The sequence below is a fragment of the Luteimonas sp. Soil_N_1 genome (genome assembly GCF_057656255.1).
The window spans coordinates 1-18,570 of record NZ_JBDGKS010000001.1; the positions used below are offsets into that span (position 1 = coordinate 1).

Here is an 18,570-nt window from a genome sequence, read left to right on the forward strand (position 1 = left end):
AAGCGAGCCGCACATATTACCGCGACCCTCGAGTCTGTCAACACCGCGTGAAGCCGCGTTTCCTTCCTCTTCCCCGCTTGGCCCGCCGCCCCGAAGAGCAGCCCGTCAAGCGGGGGGCGAATTATGCATAGACGAAACCGGTTTGGGAACCCTTCGTGCAAGATTTTTTTCTTGACGCTTGAAGAGCGCATGACGAAGGTGGATGCAGTCCATCCCTCCGGTGCTTCCATGCGCGCTCTACGCCTTCTTCTGCTCTCCCTGCTCGCGTCCTGCCTGCTGCCTGCATGTGCAAGCGGTGGCGACTGGGTCGAACTTGCGGGCAACCGCTACACGGTCGAGATCGCCGCGACCGACGAGGCGCGCGCGCGCGGACTGATGTTCCGCGACACCATGGCAGCAGATCACGGGATGCTCTTCATCCATGAAAGCGAGGCGCCGCAGGCCTACTGGATGAAGAACACCCGCATCGCGCTCGACATCCTTTACTTCGACGATGCACGCAGGCTGGTGTCGCAGCAGCGCGACGTACCGCCGTGCTCGGCCGGCAACCGGTGTCCGCCTTATCCGAGCACAGGTCCTGCGCGCTATGTGCTGGAACTCAATGCAGGCGAGGCGGCACGGATCGGTCTGAAGGACGGCGAGACGCTGATGCTGTCGCCATCGATCCCGGCGCCCTGATCCGCTTGTCTACTGTGGTCAGGATCACCATGCAGGCTTCGACACCATGAGTAATGCATTGGATCTGCCCGACTGGACATCGCTGCCAGGCACCGCGGATGCCGCGGTCCCGTTGTTCGCCTGCACGCTGCTGATCGCGCGCGACGAGTACCCCGCACTGGATGTTGCAGATTGCGATGCGGCGCTGGCGTCGCATGTCCGGCACCTGCAGATCGAGGTCGACACGATCGTGCAGCCGCCACTGAAGATGCAGGCGATCAACCGGCATCTGTTCGAGGAGGTCGGCTACGCCGGCAACCACGACAGCTATTACGACCCGCGCAACAGCTATCTCAATGAAGTGATCGCACGGCGGCTCGGCAACCCGATCGCCCTGGCTGTGATCCAGATGGAGGTGGCGCGGCGCCTCGGCGTGCCGCTGGACGGGATCTCGTTCCCCGGGCACTTCCTGGTCCGGCTGCCGGTCGGTGACAGCATGCTGGTGATGGATCCGTTCAACGGCGGTCGCCCGCTGGATCTGGAGGAGCTGCGGGACCGCGCCTCGCCGCATCTCGATGGCGGGCCGCCCGACGACGACACGCTGGCGGGGCTGCTGCGTCCGGCGACGCCCCGGACAATGCTGGCCCGCATGCTGCGCAACCTGCATGGCACTTATGCCGAAGCGGAAGACTGGGTCCGGGCGGTACGGTGCGCCGATCGACTGCTGGCGCTGGCACCCGGTGCGCCGGATGCGTTGCGTGACCGCGGACTGGGCTATCTGGCGCTGGGCCATGTGTCCGGCGCGCGGGAGGATCTCGGCCAGTACGTGCAGCGTCATCCGGATGCGGCCGATGTGGATTCGGTCCGCGAACAGCTGGTGCGGATCGGTCTGACACGCGATCGCGCGCACTGATTGCCGGCACTGGGCGCCGGCCTCGCATCTCAGAGCGTCATCATCTCGAAGTCGTCCTTGGTGACGCCGCAATCGGGACAGGTCCAGGTATCAGGCACATCCTCCCAGCGCGTGCCCGGGGCGATGCCCTCGTCCGGAATGCCGACGGCCTCGTCGTAGATGAAACCGCAGACCACGCACATCCATGTCTGGTAGGCGCCCTGCGTCGTCGGATCGTTCATCGGATAATGACCACATGCGGCATTGGAAACGGAGCCGCATTGTCCCATCGCGCTCCCCCCACCGGAACCCACGTCGATGAACGCCTCCCCGTCCGCGCCACGCGGCCTGTACCTGCTCACGCCCGATGAGCCCGAGACCGCGCAGCTGCTGGCCCAGGTCGCGGCCGTGCTGCCGCACGCCACGTGGCTGCAGTACCGGAACAAACGCGCCGATGCCGCGTTGCGCCGGGCGCAGGTGCAGGCCCTGCTGCCGCTGTGCCGCGCGACCGGTGTGCCGTTGATCGTCAACGACGACTGGCGGCTCGCGGCCGATCTCGGCGCGGACGGCGCGCATCTGGGTGAGGACGACGGCGCGTTGATCGATGCGCGTGCGGCCCTGGGTGCCGACGCGATCCTCGGCGCCTCCTGCTACGACGACATCACCTTGGCGCAGCGCGCGGTCGAGGCCGGCGCCAGCTACGTCGCCTTCGGCGCGTTTTTCCCGTCACCGACCAAGCCCGACGCCCGCGTCGCGCGCAAATCCCTGCTGCGCGATGCGGAGGTGCTCGGCGTGCCGCGGGTGGCGATCGGCGGCATCACGCCGGAGAATGCGCGCCAGCTTGCAGCCGCCGGCGCCGATCTCGTCGCTGTCATCAGCGGCGTCTTCGCCGCTCGCCATCCGGCCGCCGCCGCGCACGCCTACCGCGCCGCATTCGGCCTTTGAACCTTTTTCTTTCTGGAGTCTCCATGGATACGTCCCGCTCGCATGCCCTGTTCGAACGCGCCCGCACCCTGCTTCCGGGCGGCGTCAATTCGCCGGTACGCGCGTTCAAGTCGGTCGGCGGCGAGCCCTTCTTCGTGCAGCGCGCGGACGGCCCGTATCTGTTCGACGTCGACGGCAACCGCTACATCGATTACGTGGGCTCATGGGGGCCGATGATCGTCGGCCACAACCACGCGAACGTGCGCCAGGCGGTCAAGCGCTCGATCGGTGACGGTCTCTCGTTCGGTGCCCCGACTGAAGCGGAGATCACGATGGCCGAGCGCCTGACCGCGCTGGTGCCATCGATGGAAATGGTGCGCATGGTGAACTCCGGCACCGAAGCCACGCTGTCGGCGATCCGACTCGCGCGTGGCGCGACGGGCCGCACCTGCATCGTCAAGTTCGAGGGCTGCTACCACGGCCACGGCGACTCGTTCCTGGTCAAGGCCGGCAGCGGCGCGCTGACCCTCGGCGTGCCGACTTCGCCGGGCGTGCCGAAGGCGCTGGCCGATTTGACGCTGACCCTGCCCTACAACGATTTCGACGCGGCCACCGCGCTGTTCGACGAAGTCGGCGCAGACATCGCCGGCCTGATCATCGAGCCGGTGGTCGGCAACGCCAACTGCCTGCCGCCGCGTGATGGCTATCTGCAGCACCTGCGCGAGCTGTGCACGCAGCACGGCGCGCTGCTGATCTTCGACGAGGTGATGACCGGCTTCCGCGTCGCGCTCGGCGGCGCGCAGGAGCGTTACGGCGTGACGCCGGATCTCAGCACCTTCGGCAAGATCATCGGCGGCGGCATGCCGGTCGGTGCTTACGGCGGACGCCGCGAACTGATGGAGCAGATCGCGCCGGCCGGGCCGATTTACCAGGCCGGTACGCTGAGCGGCAATCCGGTCGCGATGGCCGCTGGCCTGGCGATGCTGGATCTGGTGTCGGAGCCCGGCTTCCACGACGCGCTCGAAGCCAGTTCGAACCTGCTGTGCGACGGACTTGAAGCCGCGGCGCGCGATGCAGGCGTGCCGTTCACCACCACGCGCGTCGGCGGCATGTTCGGCCTGTTCTTCACCGATGCGGCCTACGTCGACACCTACTCGCAGGCCGTCGCCTGCGACACCGCCGCGTTCAACCGCTTCTTCCACGCGATGCTGGCGCGCGGCGTGTTCCTGGCGCCATCGGCGTTCGAAGCCGGCTTCATGTCGTCGGCGCACGATGCCTCGGTGATCGAGGCGACCATCGCTGCCGCACGCGAGGCGTTCGCCGAACTCGCCGCATGACCCCACCGCCGCTGCGGCTGGTGCTGTTCGACTTCGATGGCGTGCTGGCGCGCTATTCGCACGCCGCGCGCCTCGCGCATCTGGCGCGCGTTGCCGGCTGCACGCCGGCGCGCGCGTCGGAGGTGTTGCTCGACTCGGGACTGGAGCGCGCCTACGACAGCGGTGCGCTCGATACGGCGGCCTATCTGCAGCAGCTGGGTGCGGATCTTGGTTGCACCATCGATGCGAACATCTGGATCAGTGCGCGCATCGCCGGGACACAGGCGGACCTGATCGCACTGGAACTCGTCGCGTCTGTCGCCTCCCGCACGCAGGTCGGCGTGCTGACCAACAACGGCGCGTTGATGCTGGATGCGATCCCCCGCATCGCCGCGCCGCTGTTCCCGATGCTCGAAGGCCGCGTGCTGTGCAGCGGCGTCCTAGGCGTGCGCAAACCGGACCGCGCGATCTTCGACCACGCGCTCGCGCAGTTCGACGTGCGCGCGCAGGACACGCTGTTCGTCGACGACCTGTTCGTCAACGTGCAGGGCGCACGCGCGGCGGGACTGCACGCCGACACGGTGGTCGACGCGCGGTCGATGCGGACGGTATTGCGGCGTTACGGGCTGGTCTGATCGGCCAGATGGTCGACGATCGCCGCACGCAACCGCGCAAGGCCGTCGGCGATGTCGGCATCGGTGATGTTCAACGCCGGCACGAACCGCAGCACGTCGGGACCGGCCTGCAGCACCAGCAGGCCGTGGCGCGCGGCGTGGTCGAGGATCGTCGCAGCCTTGCCGGCATGCTCGGGACTCAGCACGGCGCCGAGCATCAGACCGCGACCACGGACTTCCGAGAACAGGCCGAACTCGGCATCGAGTGCGGCGAGGCCGTCGCGCAGCGCACGTGACTGGCGTTCCACGTTGGCGGCGATTTCCGGCGAGGCCAGCTTGCGCAACGCAACGCGCGCGACGGCGGCGGCAAGCGGGTTACCGCCGAAGGTGGTGCCGTGATCGCCGAACTGCATGGCCTCGGCGACCTTCGGACCGGCCAGCAGGGCGCCGATCGGGAAGCCGCCGCCGAGCGCCTTGGCCAGCGTGACGATGTCGGGCACGACGCCATCCTGGGGATGCGCGAACAGCGTGCCGGTGCGGCCCATGCCGCACTGGATTTCGTCGAGCACCAGCAGCGCATCAAAGCGATCGCACAGCGCGCGCACTGCGGCCAGATAGCCGTCGGCGGCGGGCATGACGCCGCCTTCGCCCTGTACGGGTTCGAGCATCACCGCGGCGACGTCGCCATCGGCCATCGCGGCTTCGAGCTGGGCGATGTCGTTGAAGTCGACATAGCGGAAGCCGCCGGGCAGCGGCTCGTAGCCGGCCTGGTACTTGGGCTGCGCGGTCGCGGTGACTGCGGCCAGCGTGCGGCCGTGGAAGCTGCCACGTGCGGTCACGATGACGCGGCGATCGGGGCTGCGGCCCTGCGCGGTGGCCCACTTGCGCACGAGCTTGATCGCAGCCTCGTTGGCTTCGGCGCCCGAGTTGCACAGGAAGGTGCGCGTGGCGAAGCCGCTGGCCTCGACCAGTTCGGCGGCCAGCCGCAGCGGCGGTTCGCTGAAGAACACGTTGCTGGTGTGCCACAGCTTGCCGGCCTGTTCGACCAGTGCGGCAACGAGATCAGGATCGTTGTGGCCGAGGCCGCAAACCGCGATGCCGGCCGACAGATCGACGTACTCGCGGCCTTCGCTGTCCCAGACGCGCGCGCCGTCGCCACGCTCGAGCACGAGCTCGCGTGGCCGGTAGACGGGCAGCACGTGGCGCTGGGCGAGGGCGATGAGATCGGCGGCGTCCGACGACGGCGTGGAGGCATTCATGGCGTGGGCGTTTCCATCTTGGGGGATCGGCGGCCGCCGCATCCGTCCGCGGCAGTGCGGGACAGGTGCAGGCAGGTGCCAACCGGCCGGACATTATCGGACCGGCGGTGCGGCACCGCCATCGGCGATCGCACACCGGCCGCGGTCCGGCGCCGCATGCAGCCTAGAATCCCGGACTCCCCCGTTCCGGAGCGCCGCATGTCCCGCATCGAGACCCTCGCCGCCCGTGCAGGCAGCCAACCCGATCCCGCCAGCGGTGCACTGGCCGTCCCGTTGCAGCTGGCGACCACGTTCGCCCACACGCCGGACGGACAGCTGCCGCAGGGTTTTCTCTACCAGCGCTACGACAACCCCACGCAGAGCGAGACCGAGCGCGTGCTGGCCGCGCTGGACGGTGCAGCGCGCGCGCTGCTGTTTCCGACCGGGATGGCCGCCGGCGCCACTGCACTGCAGACACTGCCGGCGGGCAGCCATGTGCTGCTGTGCGACGACAGCTATTTCTCGTTCCGCGCGCTGGCGTCCCAGCAGTTTCCGCGCTGGGGCCTGACCTGCACGCTGGTCGACTTCACCGATCTGGACGCGGTGCGCGCCGCCCTGCGTCCGGAGACCAGCCTGCTGTGGGCCGAGACCCCCTCCAATCCGCTGATGAAGGTGTGCGACATCGCCGCGCTGGCCGGCATCGCCCACGAGGTGGGTGCCCGGCTGCTGGTCGACGGCACGTTCGCCTCGCCCGTGCTGCAGCAGCCACTGGCGCTGGGAGCCGACATCGTCCTGCACTCGGCGACCAAGTACCTGGGCGGACACGGTGACGTGATGGGCGGCGTCCTGGCGTTCCGGGAGGACGACGACCAGGCCGCGGCCTGCCACGGACTGCGCCTGCTGGCCGGCGCCACCGCGTCGCCGTTCGCCGCCTGGATGATCCTGCGCGGCGTCCGGACGCTGCCGGCGCGGATGCATTGGCATTGCCGCAGTGCGATGGAGATCGCCGCGGTTCTCGACGCGCATCCGCAGGTGTCGGCCGTGCATTACCCCGGCCTGCCGGGCCACCCGCAGCACGCCATCGCCGCCGCGCAGATGCGCGACTTCGGCGGCATGCTGTCGTTCGAGGTCGAGGGTGGCGAGGCGGCGGCACTGGCCGTCGCCGGACGCCTGCGTCTGTTTACCAATGCGACCTCGCTGGGCTCGACCGAATCGCTGATCGAACACCGCGCTTCGATCGAAGGGCCGACCTCGTCCACGCCGCGCGGCCTGCTGCGCGTGTCGGTCGGCCTGGAGCACGTGCAGGATCTGGTCGACGACCTGCTGCAGGCCCTCGAGCGCTGACCGCCGGCGCGTGCGGGATCGGCGCACTGCCACCGGCCGCTCGCCAGTGGGCGGATGAACCGGTCTGCAGGCCCGGCTATAGTCGCGTCGGTCGTCACCGGACGACGCCGGACACAAGGATCCGCATGGACACGCTCCCGATTTCCGCTGCAGTGCGCCGGGCCGCACGCATCGCCGCCCTCGCCCTCACGCTGGTGGCCCTGAGCGGCTGTGCCTCGTTCTTCGGCGGGCCGTCGCATCGCGCCGGCGTGTCCAGCAGCGTGGTCGACTATCTGTATCCGCCCGGCGACCGGTTCGAACCCGCGCAGGAAGGCGTGCCCGAGGTCCGGCTGCCGGCCCGCGTCGGCCTGATGTTCGTGCCCTCGTCGCGTGAGCCGGCCGGCCTGACCGCGGCCGATCGCCAGCAGCTGCTGGAGAAGGTGCGTGCCACCTTCCAGGCCCAGCCCTTCATCGATCGCATCGAAGTCATTCCCGACAGTTACCTGCGCCCGCGTGGCGGCTTCGACAACCTCGAGCAGATCGCCCGCCTGCAGGGCCTGGATATCGTCGCCCTGGTGTCCTACGACCAGGTCGCCGACACCGGCGATACCGCGGCCTCGTTCCTGTACTGGACCATCATCGGCGCGTACACGGTGCCGGCGACGCGCAACCAGGTCAGCACCTTCGTCGAGACGACGGTGTTCGATGTCGCATCGCGCACGCTGCTGCTGCGCGCACCCGGACAGGACCAGCGCAGTGCCGGTTCCACCGCGATCCGGACCGGCGACACGCGGGACCGTCTGGGCCGCGAAGGCTTCCAGGCGGCGATGGACGACATGAGCCGCAATCTCGACGGCGCTATCGACGGCTTCAGCCAGCGCGTCCGCGACGAGGGCCAGGTGAAGCTGGTCGACAGGCGTTCGGGCGGAAGCTGGCGGGGTCGCGGTGGCGGCGGCAGCCTGGACCTGTGGGAACTGGGCGCATTGCTGGGTGTCCTCGCGCTGGCGCTGTCGGCCCGGCGCCGGACCTGATTCCGCGGAACGCCCCCGATGCCGCTGCCCGCTCCGCACGCAGCGCCCCTGTTCGACGCACTGGTGCTGGACATCGACGCTGTGCTCGGCGGCCAGCTGTGGCGCCTGTGGAGCGGCCACTGGGTCCACCTCGACGCGCACCACGCCACGATCAATCTCGTCGCACTGGTGCTGCTGGCGGTGATCGCGGCCCGCATGCGGCAGCTCCGGCCGCTGCTGTGGACATCGCTGTTGATGATGCCGCTGATCGGCATCGGCCTGCTGGGTTTCGTGCCGACGCTGCAGTGGTATGCCGGCCTGTCGGGCCTGCTGCACGGCTGGGCAGCCTGGCTGCTGATGCGCCACGGTGGGCGGCTGGCGGTGGTCGGGGCCGCGGTGCTGGTGGTCAAACTCGTCTGGGAACAGTCAGGCGCCGTGGGCGGCGACCCGATGTTCCCGGTGATCCATGAGGCGCACCTGATCGGCGCTGTCGTCGGCTTCGCGCTGGCGCTGCCCGGCTACCAGCGCCAACGCCGGCGCGGCATGCGCGTCCGCTGACCGGCAGGCCGGGCGCCCGGTCAGTCGAGGAACAGGTCGGGCAGCAGCGGCTGGTCCGGATCGATCGCGTAGCCGGACAGGTCGTCGATGCCGGCCTCGGCCAGTACTTCGTCGTCGATCAGGAAGCGGCCGTGGAAGCCGGCCGCCTCACGCACGAGGACCGCGTGCGCGGCGTCGCCCATGATCGCCGGGCTGCGGCCATTGCCGCGCTCGACGCCCGGAATCATGTTCAGCGCGTCAGTGCCGATCAGCGTGCGCGGCCACAGTGCATTGACCGCGACGCCCTGCGGGCCGAACTCGGCCGCCAGCCCCAGCGTGACGAAGCTCATGCCCATCTTGGCCAGCGTGTAGCCGGTGTGCGGCGCCCACCACTTCGGGTCCAGCGACGGCGGCGGGCACAGCGTCAGGATGTGCGGATTGGCACTGCGCAGCAGATGCGGCAGGCAGGCCTGGGCGCACAGGAAACTGCCGCGTGCGTTGACCTCCTGCATCAGGTCGAACCGCTTCATCGGCGTGTCGAGGGTGCCGCGCAGCCAGATCGCGCTGGCGTTGTTGACCAGGATGTCGATGCCGCCGAACGCGTCGACGGTGGCGGCGACGGCCGCGCGGACCTGGTCTTCCTCGCGGATGTCGCAGCGGAGCGCCAGCGCGCGGCCGCCGGCGGCCTCCACGGCACGCGCGGCGCTGTGGATGGTGCCGGGCAGCTTCGGATTCGCCACTTCGGACTTGGCCGCGATCGCGACGTTGGCGCCATCGCGGGCGGCACGCTCGGCGATCGCCAGGCCGATGCCACGCGAGGCACCGGTGACGAACAGGGTCTTGCCGGCCAGTGTCGACATGCGCACTCCGTTGGATGGATTCGTCCGCATTATGCGGGCTGCGTCCGCAGCGCCGTGGCGCGATACTGGTGCCCCGCCCCCTGCAGGACACGTCGATGCGCTCCGCTTCCGCCCTCGCGCTGTTGCTCGCCACCACCCTGGTCGCCTGTCAGGACGCGTCGCCGCCCGCTCCCGCCGCGCTGGCGGCCACGCCCGCGCCCGCACCGGCACATCGCGACGCACCCTCGCCTGCGGCCGCACCCGACGACATGGCTGCGGCGGCCGACGGCGACCTCGTCGTGACGGCCGACGCGGTGTGGCAGGGCGACGTGTCCGCCTGCCGCAGCGGCACCGACGCCGTCGACGCCTGCCTGCTGGAGACGATGCGGGCGGACGGGGCCTCGGCGCAGGCGCTGGCGGCCACCACCCGTCTGATCGCGCTCGACAATCCGGGTCACGTCAGTGGCTGGCGTGAGGTCGCAGGCGTCGGTCTGGCCGAGATCACCTACCCGTTCCGCGCCAACACCAACCAGGGCCTGTGGCTCGTCGATTCGGAAGGCCGCGCGGTGGATGTGGACGAGGACGTCCTGCCGGCCGGCGCGGTGCGGCTGCGCGACGGGCTGCGCCCGTTCCTCGATGCGCACCCCGACGCGCTGCCCTTCGCACCGGCGCAGGCGATGGGGGACGTGCCGCTTCCGGAAGACGGCATCCGCCTGCGCTTCGACGTGCCGATGCGGACCTGCCACGCCTGCGAAGACGTCGGCACGCTGGAACTGGGTTACGACTTCGATCGCGAGCGGCGGTACGAAGGTCGCAGCGTCATCGCCCTGCGTAACGCAGACTGAAGCTCAGGGCTTCGGCCCCTGGCCCTCGTTGTCTTCCCACTTGAGGATCCTGCGCGTGACCACGCGGTAGACCGGCTTGCCGGTGCGGAACCACAGGTCGCGCAGCCACGAGGTGCGCTTGAGCACGCGCTTCTCGACGGGCGTCAACGACGCGCGGCAGTACATGCGCTTGTGCTTGAGCAGATGGCGCAGGTCCTCTCGCGCCAGCAGGCGCATCCAGCGTGAGCGCGGCGCGCCGCGGACCGCCAGCTGGAAATCGATGATCGCCGGCCGGCCATCGTCGAGGACCAGCCAGTTGGCCTCCTTGGCGAGATCGTTGTGGGCCAGGCCGCGCCGGTGCAGGCCCTGCAGCAGGCGCCGCGCGCGCCGGAAGTAGACGAGGTCGCCATGCGGCGGACGCTGGTACATCGCCGCGCCTGACATGTAGCTGCGATCGAGCCTGCGCCCGTCCCAGGCCAGCAGTTGCGGCACGTCGGCCATGCCGGCGACCGCGTCCAGTCCGCGCGCCTCGCGCCGTGCCAGCCACCAGGCGGGCAGACGCAGCCACAGCGGCACATGGCGCAGGTCACGGCGCACGAACAGGCCACCGCGGGCGTCGCGCATCAGCGAGATGCGGCCGAAGCTGTCGGATTTCAGCGCCTGCTGTTCGGTGGCCGTGCCGGGATCGTGGGTTCGGGTCATCGGTGCATTGTACGAAGGCCGACCTTGCGCAGCCGTTCCTGAGCGCCCGCCTGCCGCGGTTACATGCCGCAACAATCGCGCCGGAATGCCACTGCCATAATGGCCGGATGCTCACTGACTTCTTCAACAGCCTGGTGACGTGGGTGGGCAACCACCCGGTCGCGGCCGGCTTCGTGATCTTCCTCATCGCGTTCTGCGATTCGGTGATCATCCTCGGCGCGATCGTCCCGGCCCTGCCGATCCTGTTCGCGATCGGTGTGCTGATCGGTCTGGGCGAAATCTCCGGCCCCTACGCGGTGGCCTGCGCCGCGCTCGGCGCGATGGCCGGCGACGGCGTGAGCTACTGGGTCGGCCGTCGCTGGGGCCATGGCCTGCGCACGGTGTGGCCCTTCAGCAAGTATCCGCAGCTGCTCGACCGCAGCGAACTCGTGTTCCGGCGCAATGCGATCAAGAGCATCCTGGTCGCGCGCTACGTCGGGCCGATCCGCCCGTTCGTGCCGGCCATCGCCGGTATCGCGCACATGCCGATGCGCCAGTACCTGCCGATCAGCTTCGCGGCCTGTCTGTCCTGGGGCGCGCTGTTCCTCGCGCCGGGCTGGCTGTTCGGTGCGTCCTACGACGCGGTGGCCGCGGTCGCCGACCGTCTGGCGCTGGTGCTCGGTGCGCTGCTGGTGGTGCTGGCGCTGGCCTGGGCGATCGTCATCTACAGCTACCGCTGGTTCGATGCGCACGCCAATTCGCTGCTGGCGCGTCTGCTGGCGTGGTCGCGCGCGCATCCCTGGCTCGGTCGCTACGCGATCGCACTGGTCGATCCCAAACGCCCCGAATCGGCATCGCTGGCCATCCTCGCGGTCTGCCTGCTGGCGATCGGCTGGGCCTGCTTCGCCCTGCTGGCGACGGTGATCATGCGCGGCGAGCCGCTGCTGATCGACCAGACCGTGTTCCAGTTCATGTACGAGCTGCGCAACCCGCTGGCCGACCGCCTGATGGCGGGGCTCGCGTCGATCGGCGACGTGCACGTGCTCGGTCCCGCGGTCGCGTTGACGCTGGCGTGGCTGATCTGGCGCCGCCGCTGGCTGGGCGCGGCGCACTGGCTGGCCGCCCTGGCATTCGGCATGGCGTTGACGGCGTTGCTGGGCGCGGTGATCGACATGCCCAAGCCACCCACCGTGCATGGCGGCTTCGGTTTCCCCGCGGTCGAGATCACGATGTGCACGATCGTGTTCGGCTTCTTCGCCGTGCTGATCGCACGTGAGCTGCCCGGGCGCACGCGTGTGTGGCCGTATCTGGTCTCGGGCGTGGTCGTGGCGGTGCTCGGCTTCGCGCGGCTGTATCTCGGCGCGCACTGGCTCAGCGACATCGTCGGCGGCATGCTGCTCGGCGTCGTCTGGCTGCTGGTGCTGGGCATCGCCTACCGGCGCCACGTCGAACGTTCGTTCTGGATGCGGCCGGTCGCGCTGATCTTCTACATCACCTTCGCCGTGGCCGCGCTGTGGCACGCGCCGCGCGCGGTGGACCCGCTGCTCGCCAAGTTCGCACCCAGACCGGCGGTGGCCACGCTGTCGGCGCAGGACTGGTGGGCAACGGAGTGGGTGCAGCTGCCGGGCCAGTTGCGCGAGCGCGACCCGGCCCATCGCTGGCCGCTGGACCTGCAGATCGCCGGCCCGCTGGCACCGCTGCAGACCCAGCTCGAAGCCAAGGGCTGGCGGGTGCAGCCGCAGGCCGACTGGATGCGCGTGATCAACCTGCTCGACGACAGCGTGCCGCAGGCCGAGCAGCCGGTGCTGCCGGCGACGCTGGACACATTGGCGGAGACGCTGCTGATGCGCCGCGACAGCGATGCGGACCGGGTCGAAGTGCTGCGCCTGTGGCGCGCACCGGCGATGCTCGACGATGGCACCGAGCTGTGGATCGGCACCAGCCAGTCGATGCTCTATACCCGTCCCTTCAGTGCCTTCGGCCTGTGGCAGCCGCAGCCCGACGCGCACGGCGTACACCGCGGTCTGCGCGAGGTGCTCGGCGCGTTCCCGTCTCGCGAGGACGTGCATCCGCAGTCCGGCGTGCCGACGCTGCGCGTGCGTACCGCGGACGACTCAGTCTTCGTCGTCGACGACGTCGACCAGCCGTAACAGGGTTTCCAGCCGCTCGTCGGGATCGTCGAGCTGCAGCAGCTGCTGTCGGTGCGGCTGTTCGAGCGGCAGCAGTTCGGCGAGTCGCCAGCCCACCCACGCCGCGTCATCGAAGTGCGGCTCAGGGAACGCCTGGTCCGCGCCGTCGATGTGTTCGAGGATCTTGCGCAGCACCACGCCGAGCAGCGCGTGTTCGGGCTGCAGATCGATCGAGGGATCGGCTGCGCACCAGTCGACATCGGCGATGATCAGGCCGCTGTCGCGCACACGCGTGCGCGCCACATGGAAGCGGCGCGCCCCGCGCACGCGCAGGGTGAGCAGGCCGTCTGCGCCGGTATCGAAATCTTCGATCAGCGCTTCGGTACCGATGCCGGCCGGCGTCGCGGGCTGACCGGTCTCCTCGCCGTCGAGGATCAGACAGATGCCGAATCCGGTGCCGCGGCGGCCGCACTCGCGGACGAGATCGAGGTAGCGCGGTTCGAACACGCGCAGCCCCAGGGCAGCGCCGGGCACCAGCACGGTGCGCAGCGGGAACAGCGGCAGGGAGGCGTCGTCTGGCATGCGCCCAGTGTACGCAGGCGGCCGCGAAACCTCAGTCGCGCAGGCGCTGCGCGAAGCGACGCGGCGCGCCGTCGAAGCCGCCGTTGGACATGAAAACTACATGATCGCCAGGCCGCACGCGTGTCGCGAGATCGGCCAGTAGCGCATCGACATCGGCCACGGCACGCGCGTCGCCGCGCACGGCGGACACGACCGCGCCGGCATCCCATGCCAGCTCCGGGCGATGCAGGAACACCACTAAATCGGCGAGATCGAGTGACGGCGCCAGCGCATCGGCATGCGCACCGAGTCGCATCGAATTGCTGCGCGGCTCCATCGCCACGACGATGCGTGCATCGCCGACCTTCGCCCGCAGACCGGCGAGCGTCGTCGCGATGGCGGTCGGGTGATGGGCGAAGTCGTCGTAGACGGTGATGTCGCCCGCGGTGCCCAGCACTTCCATCCGCCGCTTGACGCTGCGGAACGCCGCGAGCGCCGGCAACAGTGCCGCGATGTCGACGCCGACCGCCGCGCAGGCCGCGAGCGCGGCCAGTGCGTTGAGCACGTTGTGGTCGCCGAGCAGCGGCCACTCGACCGTGCCGATCGACACGCCACCGCGCAGGACTTCGAACACGCTGCCATCGTCGCTGCGCTTCACCGCGCACCACTCGAACGCGGCGTCGAAACCGAAGCGTTCGACCGGCGTCCAGCAGCCCATCGCCAGCACTTCGCTCAAGCGCGCGTCGTGGCCGTTGACGATCAAGCGTCCGCGCGCCGGCACCGTGCGCACCAGATGGTGAAACTGGCGCTGGATCGCGGCGACATCGGGAAAGATGTCGGCGTGGTCGAACTCGAGGTTGTTGAGGATCGCCACCGTCGGGCGGTAGTGGACGAACTTGCTGCGCTTGTCGAAGAACGCGGTGTCGTATTCGTCCGCCTCGACGACGAAGTCGCGCCCGCTGCCGATACGCGCCGACACGCCGAAGTCTTCGGCGACGCCACCGATCAGGAAACCCGGCGCGCGGCCGGCGGCTTCGAGCAGATACGAGAGGATCGTCGTCGTCGTGGTCTTGCCGTGCGTGCCGGCAACGGCGAGCACTTCGCGACCGGGCAGCACGTTGTCGCGCAGCCACTCGGCGCCCGAGGTGTACGCACGTCCCGCATCGAGCACCGCTTCCACCGCGGGATTGCCGCGCGAGAGCGCGTTGCCGACCACGACCTGGTCGACATCGTCGCCGATGTGCGCGGGGTTGTAGCCCTGGTGCAGGGTGATGCCCAGCGTTTCGAGCTGGGTCGACATCGGCGGGTACACCGCCTGGTCGCTGCCTTCCACCGCATGGCCGAGTTCGCGCGCGAGCGCGGCGACGCCACCCATGAACGTGCCGGCGATGCCCAAGATATGAAGTTTCACGAAGCCGGGTCCTGGACGATCAGAAGACGTGCGACGAAGCCATGTTTGCCTGACACCTTTACCCCTCTCCCTCGGGGAGAGGGGACGGGGTGAGGGATGCGGTCGATCCGTTCGCGGCCGGATCCGGAATCGTGCAGCTGCAACGGCGGATCAGGCCGCCGCCTGCTCCCGACCGATCGCCTTGACGATGCGGTCGAACACTTCATCGAGCGAACCGACGCCGTCGACGACCGTCAGCTGCTCGTGCTCGCGATAGAACGCGATCACCGGCGCGGTCTGCTGGTCGTAGACGTTGAGGCGGTGACGCACGGATTCGGGGCTGTCGTCGGCGCGGCCTTCGGCCTGCGCGCGGCCTGCGAGACGCGCGATGATCTGCTCGTTGTCCACTTCCAGCTGCACGGCGGCATCGAACGGCGTGCCCAGCTTCACCAGCAGCGCATCGAGTGCGGCCGCCTGGGCGAGGTTGCGCGGGTAGCCGTCGAGGATGAAACCGGCTTGCGTGTCTTCGCGGGAAAACCGGTCTTCCAGCATGCCCAGCAGGATTTCGTCGGAGACCAGATCGCCACGCGCCATGATCGCCTTGGCTTCGAGGCCGAGCGGCGTGCCGGCGGCCACTTCGGCGCGCAGCAGATCACCGGTGGAGATGTGTGGCACCTGCAGATGGTCCTTCAACCGCGCCGCCTGCGTGCCCTTGCCCGAACCGGGCGCACCGAGAAGAACCAAACGCATCGAACGCTCCTGCAACTGTGGGGGACCGCGCCACCGCTCCGACGTACACTCGAACGACACGGCGGCGGACGGCCGCGCCAGCTTACCGTATCCCGCCACGGCCCATCGAAAGGACACGTGCAATGACGTCCGGAACCCTGCTCTATGCCCAGTCCGGCGGTGTCACCGCCGTCATCAATGCCACCGCGTCGGCGGTGCTGCAGGAGGCGCGCAGCCAGCGGGTCAAGGTGCTCGCGGCGCGCAACGGCATCCTCGGCGCGCTGCGCGAGGATCTGGTCGATGCGTCGAAAATTCCGCTGGCCACGGTGCGTGCGCTCGCGCACACGCCCGGCGGCGCATTCGGCTCGTGCCGCTACAAGCTCAAGTCGATCGAGGCCGACCGCGCGAAGTACGAACGCCTGATCGAGGTGCTGCGCGCGCACGACGTGCGCTGGTTCCTCTACAACGGCGGCAACGATTCGGCCGACACCGCGCTCAAGGTCTCGCAGCTCGCCGCGCAGTTCGACTACCCGCTGACCTGCATCGGCGTGCCGAAGACGATCGACAACGATCTCGCCGTCACCGACTGCTGTCCGGGCTTCGGCTCGGCGGCGAAATACACCGCGGTCTCGGTCCGCGAAGCCGCGCTCGACGTCGCCGCGATGGCCGATACCTCGACCAAGGTGTTCGTCTACGAGGCCATGGGCCGGCACGCCGGATGGCTGGCTGCGGCCGCGGGCCTCGCCGGGCAGGGTCCCGACGACGCGCCGCAGATCATCCTGTTCCCGGAGCGCGACTACGACGAGGCCGCCTTCCTCGCCCAGGTGCAGCGCGTCGTCGAGCGCGTGGGCTGGTGCGTGGTCGTCGCCAGCGAAGGCATCCGCGACAAGGACGGGCGCTTCGTCGCCGATGCCGGCGGTGGGCAGGACGCATTCGGCCACACCCAGCTCGGCGGCGTGGCCTCGCATCTCGCCGGCCGGGTCAAGGACACGCTGGGCTACAAGGTGCACTGGACGCTGCCCGACTACCTGCAGCGCTCGGCGCGGCACGTCGCGTCGAAGACCGATGTCGACCAGGCGATGGCGGTCGGGCGTGCGGCGGTGCAGTTCGCCCTGGCCGGCCGCAACGCGACGATGCCGTCGATCAAACGCACGTCCGATGCGCCCTACCGCTGGACGATCGAGGCCGCGCCACTCGAGAAGGTGGCCAACCACGAGAAGATCATGCCGGCCGGCTTCATCCGCCGCGATGGCTTCGGCATCACCGCGGCCGCACGGCGCTATCTCGAGCCGCTGATCCGCGGCGAAGCGCCGCCGCCGTATGGCCGCGACGGGCTGCCGAAGTACGCGACGGTCGATGCGCCTGCAGTTGCGAAGCGCCTGCCCGGCTGGACGGGCTGATCGATCCGTCTCGCGTTCAGCCGCGTGGATTGAATCCGCGCGGCAACGCCCGATCTAGAACGCATGCCTGAACTGCCCGAAGTCGAAACCACCCGCGCCGGCCTGGCGCCGCATGTGCTCGGCCGCACCATCCACAGCGTCGTGCTGCGGCGGCCGGATCTGCGCTGGCCGATCGCCGGTGAAGTCTCGACGGTGCTGCCCGGCCAGCGCGTCGAAGCGATCCGGCGCCGCGCGAAATATCTGCTGCTCGATACCGGTGCCGGCAGCGCGCTGCTGCATCTGGGCATGTCGGGCAGTCTGCGCGTGCTCGATCCGGATGTGCCGGTGCGCACGCACGACCACGTCGACATGACGCTCGATTCCGGACAGGTGCTGCGCTTCAACGATCCGCGCCGGTTCGGCTGCCTGTTGTGGCAGCCTCCCGGCGAAACGCACGATCTTCTGCGCGACCTCGGACCGGAACCGCTCGATGATGTGTTCGACGGCGACCATCTGTTCTTCGCCAGCCGCGGCCGCCGCGCGCCGGTGAAGACCTTCCTGATGGACCAGCGCATCGTGGTCGGCGTGGGCAACATCTACGCAGCCGAGGCGCTGTTCGCCGCCGGTATCTCGCCGCTGCGCGACGCGGGGCGCATCTCGCGCGAACGCTACGCGCGGCTGGCCGCCGAAGTGAAGCGGATCCTGGCGTACGCGATCAACCGCGGCGGCACCACGCTGCGCGACTTCATCAGTCCCGACGGCGCACCCGGCTACTTCGAGCAGGAACTCTCCGCCTACGGGCGCGGCGGCCTGCCGTGTCCAGCCTGCGGCACGCCGCTCCGGCAGGCGCTGGTGGGCCAGCGCGCGACCGTCTGGTGCCCGCGCTGCCAGCGCTGAAAGCCCGCCGCGCCGCGGCTGGATAAGCGCTATAGTCGCGGCGCGGAACGAGGGCTGGGCATGAGCGAAGGTCAGGTTGCCGAGATCACCCAGTGGCTGGACGCCGCGCGCGGCGGAGATCGCGACGCGCTCGATCGCGTGCTCGCCACGCTCTACCAGGAACTGCACCAGATGGCCCGGCGCCAGCTCGCCGGCCAGCACGGGCACACGCTCGATGCGACCGCGCTGGTGCACGAGGCCTACCTCAAACTGATCGGCCGCCACGAGGCGCGTTTCGACGACCGTGCGCATTTCTTCGCCTATGCCGCGTCGGCGATGCGCAGCGTCGTCGTCGACTACGCGCGGCAGCGGCTGGCACAGAAGCGCGGTGGCGATCTGCATCGCGTCACCGAGCTGCCCGAGAACATCGAAAGCGGCCTACGCCTCGATGAAGACACACTGGCGCTGGACATCGCACTGACCCGTCTGGCTGCGGTCGACAAGCGCCTCGCCCAGGTGGTGGAGCTGCGTTATTTCGCAGGGCTGTCGGAACTGGAAATCGCCGCGTTGCTGGAACGGTCCGAACGCAGCATCCGCCGCGACTGGCAGAAGGCGCGGATGTATCTGCTGGCGTCGTTGCGGGAAGACTGA

19 protein-coding genes and 1 pseudogene are annotated in these 18,570 nt (G+C 69.5%); 13 read left to right on the forward strand and 7 right to left on the reverse strand.

Annotation, left to right across the window (positions count from 1 at the left end; genetic code table 11):
- The first annotated feature begins 228 nt into the window (after positions 1–228).
- Complete coding sequence (locus tag AC3A4E_RS00005; RefSeq protein WP_487631977.1) at positions 229–678, forward strand: DUF192 domain-containing protein; 450 nt, start codon at positions 229–231, stop codon at positions 676–678.
- Positions 679–724: 46 nt separating this feature from the next.
- Positions 725–1,570 (forward strand): SirB1 family protein, encoded by an 846-nt coding sequence (locus tag AC3A4E_RS00010; protein WP_487629536.1) that lies wholly within the window; start codon positions 725–727, stop codon positions 1,568–1,570.
- Positions 1,571–1,599: 29 nt separating this feature from the next.
- Here the strand turns inward: AC3A4E_RS00010 and AC3A4E_RS00015 are convergent.
- Positions 1,600–1,814, reverse strand: a pseudogene (locus AC3A4E_RS00015) (rubredoxin).
- Between the two features lie 53 nt (positions 1,815–1,867).
- Between AC3A4E_RS00015 and thiE the strand changes: the two are divergent.
- The 3 genes from thiE to AC3A4E_RS00030 are packed head-to-tail and all read left to right on the forward strand — an operon-like array spanning position 1,868 to position 4,424.
- A complete protein-coding gene (gene thiE, locus AC3A4E_RS00020) occupies positions 1,868–2,494 on the forward strand; it encodes a thiamine phosphate synthase (protein ID WP_487629537.1) in 627 nt (208 codons plus the stop codon).
- A 23-nt stretch (positions 2,495–2,517) separates the two neighbouring features.
- Positions 2,518–3,810: a glutamate-1-semialdehyde 2,1-aminomutase gene (gene hemL / locus AC3A4E_RS00025; protein ID WP_487629538.1), complete on the forward strand. Its 1,293-nt coding sequence runs from the start codon at positions 2,518–2,520 to the stop codon at positions 3,808–3,810.
- A complete protein-coding gene (locus tag AC3A4E_RS00030) occupies positions 3,807–4,424 on the forward strand; it encodes an HAD-IA family hydrolase (RefSeq protein ID WP_487629539.1) in 618 nt (205 codons plus the stop codon). Before hemL ends, AC3A4E_RS00030 begins: the two co-directional genes overlap by 4 nt.
- On the opposite strand, the gene AC3A4E_RS00035 is transcribed toward AC3A4E_RS00030, so the two are convergent.
- On the reverse strand, positions 4,409–5,662 hold the full coding sequence (locus AC3A4E_RS00035) for an acetylornithine transaminase (protein ID WP_487629540.1): 1,254 nt from the start codon (positions 5,660–5,662) through the stop codon (positions 4,409–4,411). The two genes, AC3A4E_RS00030 and AC3A4E_RS00035, sit on opposite strands and share 16 nt — an antisense overlap.
- A 198-nt stretch (positions 5,663–5,860) precedes the next feature.
- On the opposite strand from AC3A4E_RS00035, the gene AC3A4E_RS00040 reads away from it, so the two are divergent.
- The 3 genes from AC3A4E_RS00040 to rrtA all read left to right on the forward strand — a co-directional run bounded on the left by AC3A4E_RS00040 (position 5,861) and on the right by rrtA (position 8,532).
- Complete coding sequence (locus AC3A4E_RS00040) at positions 5,861–6,985, forward strand: trans-sulfuration enzyme family protein (protein WP_487629541.1); 1,125 nt, start codon at positions 5,861–5,863, stop codon at positions 6,983–6,985.
- 125 nt (positions 6,986–7,110) lie between these two features.
- Positions 7,111–7,995 (forward strand): rhombotarget lipoprotein, encoded by an 885-nt coding sequence (gene rhlP, locus AC3A4E_RS00045; RefSeq protein WP_465075612.1) that lies wholly within the window; start codon positions 7,111–7,113, stop codon positions 7,993–7,995.
- An 18-nt stretch (positions 7,996–8,013) separates the two neighbouring features.
- Positions 8,014–8,532, forward strand: a complete 519-nt coding sequence (gene rrtA / locus AC3A4E_RS00050) for a rhombosortase (RefSeq protein ID WP_487629542.1) — start codon at positions 8,014–8,016, stop codon at positions 8,530–8,532.
- A 20-nt stretch (positions 8,533–8,552) separates the two neighbouring features.
- On the opposite strand, the gene AC3A4E_RS00055 is transcribed toward rrtA, so the two are convergent.
- A complete protein-coding gene (locus tag AC3A4E_RS00055; protein WP_487629543.1) occupies positions 8,553–9,371 on the reverse strand; it encodes an SDR family oxidoreductase in 819 nt (272 codons plus the stop codon).
- A gap of 95 nt (positions 9,372–9,466) precedes the next feature.
- Between AC3A4E_RS00055 and AC3A4E_RS00060 the strand changes: the two genes are divergently transcribed.
- Complete coding sequence (locus AC3A4E_RS00060) at positions 9,467–10,195, forward strand: hypothetical protein (protein ID WP_487629544.1); 729 nt, start codon at positions 9,467–9,469, stop codon at positions 10,193–10,195.
- A gap of 3 nt (positions 10,196–10,198) precedes the next feature.
- On the opposite strand, the gene AC3A4E_RS00065 is transcribed toward AC3A4E_RS00060, so the two are convergent.
- Entirely contained in the window at positions 10,199–10,876 is a 678-nt protein-coding gene (locus AC3A4E_RS00065; RefSeq protein WP_487629545.1) for a protein kinase family protein, read from the reverse strand.
- A 107-nt stretch (positions 10,877–10,983) separates the two neighbouring features.
- Between AC3A4E_RS00065 and AC3A4E_RS00070 the strand changes: the two genes are divergently transcribed.
- Positions 10,984–13,005 (forward strand): bifunctional DedA family/phosphatase PAP2 family protein, encoded by a 2,022-nt coding sequence (locus AC3A4E_RS00070; protein WP_487629546.1) that lies wholly within the window; start codon positions 10,984–10,986, stop codon positions 13,003–13,005.
- Here the strand turns inward: AC3A4E_RS00070 and AC3A4E_RS00075 are convergent.
- From AC3A4E_RS00075 to AC3A4E_RS00085, 3 genes are all read right to left on the reverse strand, one after another.
- The gene (locus tag AC3A4E_RS00075) at positions 12,970–13,566 is read right to left on the reverse strand and encodes an LON peptidase substrate-binding domain-containing protein (RefSeq protein ID WP_487629547.1); all 597 of its coding nucleotides are present in this window, start codon (positions 13,564–13,566) and stop codon (positions 12,970–12,972) included. The genes AC3A4E_RS00070 and AC3A4E_RS00075 overlap by 36 nt on opposite strands.
- Before the next feature lie 31 nt (positions 13,567–13,597).
- Complete coding sequence (gene mpl / locus AC3A4E_RS00080; protein ID WP_487629548.1) at positions 13,598–14,956, reverse strand: UDP-N-acetylmuramate:L-alanyl-gamma-D-glutamyl-meso-diaminopimelate ligase; 1,359 nt, start codon at positions 14,954–14,956, stop codon at positions 13,598–13,600.
- Positions 14,957–15,106: 150 nt separating this feature from the next.
- A complete protein-coding gene (locus AC3A4E_RS00085; RefSeq protein WP_487629549.1) occupies positions 15,107–15,685 on the reverse strand; it encodes an adenylate kinase in 579 nt (192 codons plus the stop codon).
- 122 nt (positions 15,686–15,807) lie between these two features.
- Here AC3A4E_RS00085 and AC3A4E_RS00090 point away from each other — a divergent pair, with 122 nt between their 5' ends.
- From AC3A4E_RS00090 to AC3A4E_RS00100, 3 genes are all read left to right on the forward strand, one after another.
- Entirely contained in the window at positions 15,808–17,064 is a 1,257-nt protein-coding gene (locus tag AC3A4E_RS00090; protein ID WP_487629550.1) for a 6-phosphofructokinase, read from the forward strand.
- A 63-nt stretch (positions 17,065–17,127) separates the two neighbouring features.
- On the forward strand, positions 17,128–17,940 hold the full coding sequence (mutM, locus tag AC3A4E_RS00095) for a bifunctional DNA-formamidopyrimidine glycosylase/DNA-(apurinic or apyrimidinic site) lyase (RefSeq protein ID WP_487629551.1): 813 nt from the start codon (positions 17,128–17,130) through the stop codon (positions 17,938–17,940).
- A gap of 60 nt (positions 17,941–18,000) precedes the next feature.
- Entirely contained in the window at positions 18,001–18,570 is a 570-nt protein-coding gene (locus AC3A4E_RS00100) for an ECF-type sigma factor (protein WP_232138343.1), read from the forward strand.

Bases quoted from the DNA above. Each gene is read 5' to 3' on its own strand.
- rrtA (WP_487629542.1), top strand. From the start codon at position 8,014: ATGCCGCTGCCCGCTCCGCACGCAGCGCCCCTGTTCGACGCACTGGTG.
- thiE (WP_487629537.1), top strand. From the start codon at position 1,868: ATGAACGCCTCCCCGTCCGCGCCACGCGGCCTGTACCTGCTCACGCCC.
- AC3A4E_RS00055 (WP_487629543.1), bottom strand. From the start codon at position 9,371: ATGTCGACACTGGCCGGCAAGACCCTGTTCGTCACCGGTGCCTCGCGT.
- AC3A4E_RS00075 (WP_487629547.1), bottom strand. From the start codon at position 13,566: ATGCCAGACGACGCCTCCCTGCCGCTGTTCCCGCTGCGCACCGTGCTG.
- rhlP (WP_465075612.1), top strand. From the start codon at position 7,111: ATGGACACGCTCCCGATTTCCGCTGCAGTGCGCCGGGCCGCACGCATC.
- hemL (WP_487629538.1), top strand. From the start codon at position 2,518: ATGGATACGTCCCGCTCGCATGCCCTGTTCGAACGCGCCCGCACCCTG.
- AC3A4E_RS00035 (WP_487629540.1), bottom strand. From the start codon at position 5,662: ATGAATGCCTCCACGCCGTCGTCGGACGCCGCCGATCTCATCGCCCTC.
- AC3A4E_RS00040 (WP_487629541.1), top strand. From the start codon at position 5,861: ATGTCCCGCATCGAGACCCTCGCCGCCCGTGCAGGCAGCCAACCCGAT.
- AC3A4E_RS00090 (WP_487629550.1), top strand. From the start codon at position 15,808: ATGACGTCCGGAACCCTGCTCTATGCCCAGTCCGGCGGTGTCACCGCC.
- AC3A4E_RS00065 (WP_487629545.1), bottom strand. From the start codon at position 10,876: ATGACCCGAACCCACGATCCCGGCACGGCCACCGAACAGCAGGCGCTG.
- AC3A4E_RS00070 (WP_487629546.1), top strand. From the start codon at position 10,984: ATGCTCACTGACTTCTTCAACAGCCTGGTGACGTGGGTGGGCAACCAC.
- AC3A4E_RS00005 (WP_487631977.1), top strand. From the start codon at position 229: ATGCGCGCTCTACGCCTTCTTCTGCTCTCCCTGCTCGCGTCCTGCCTG.
- AC3A4E_RS00100 (WP_232138343.1), top strand. From the start codon at position 18,001: ATGAGCGAAGGTCAGGTTGCCGAGATCACCCAGTGGCTGGACGCCGCG.
- mutM (WP_487629551.1), top strand. From the start codon at position 17,128: ATGCCTGAACTGCCCGAAGTCGAAACCACCCGCGCCGGCCTGGCGCCG.
- AC3A4E_RS00085 (WP_487629549.1), bottom strand. From the start codon at position 15,685: ATGCGTTTGGTTCTTCTCGGTGCGCCCGGTTCGGGCAAGGGCACGCAG.
- AC3A4E_RS00030 (WP_487629539.1), top strand. From the start codon at position 3,807: ATGACCCCACCGCCGCTGCGGCTGGTGCTGTTCGACTTCGATGGCGTG.
- AC3A4E_RS00010 (WP_487629536.1), top strand. From the start codon at position 725: ATGAGTAATGCATTGGATCTGCCCGACTGGACATCGCTGCCAGGCACC.
- AC3A4E_RS00060 (WP_487629544.1), top strand. From the start codon at position 9,467: ATGCGCTCCGCTTCCGCCCTCGCGCTGTTGCTCGCCACCACCCTGGTC.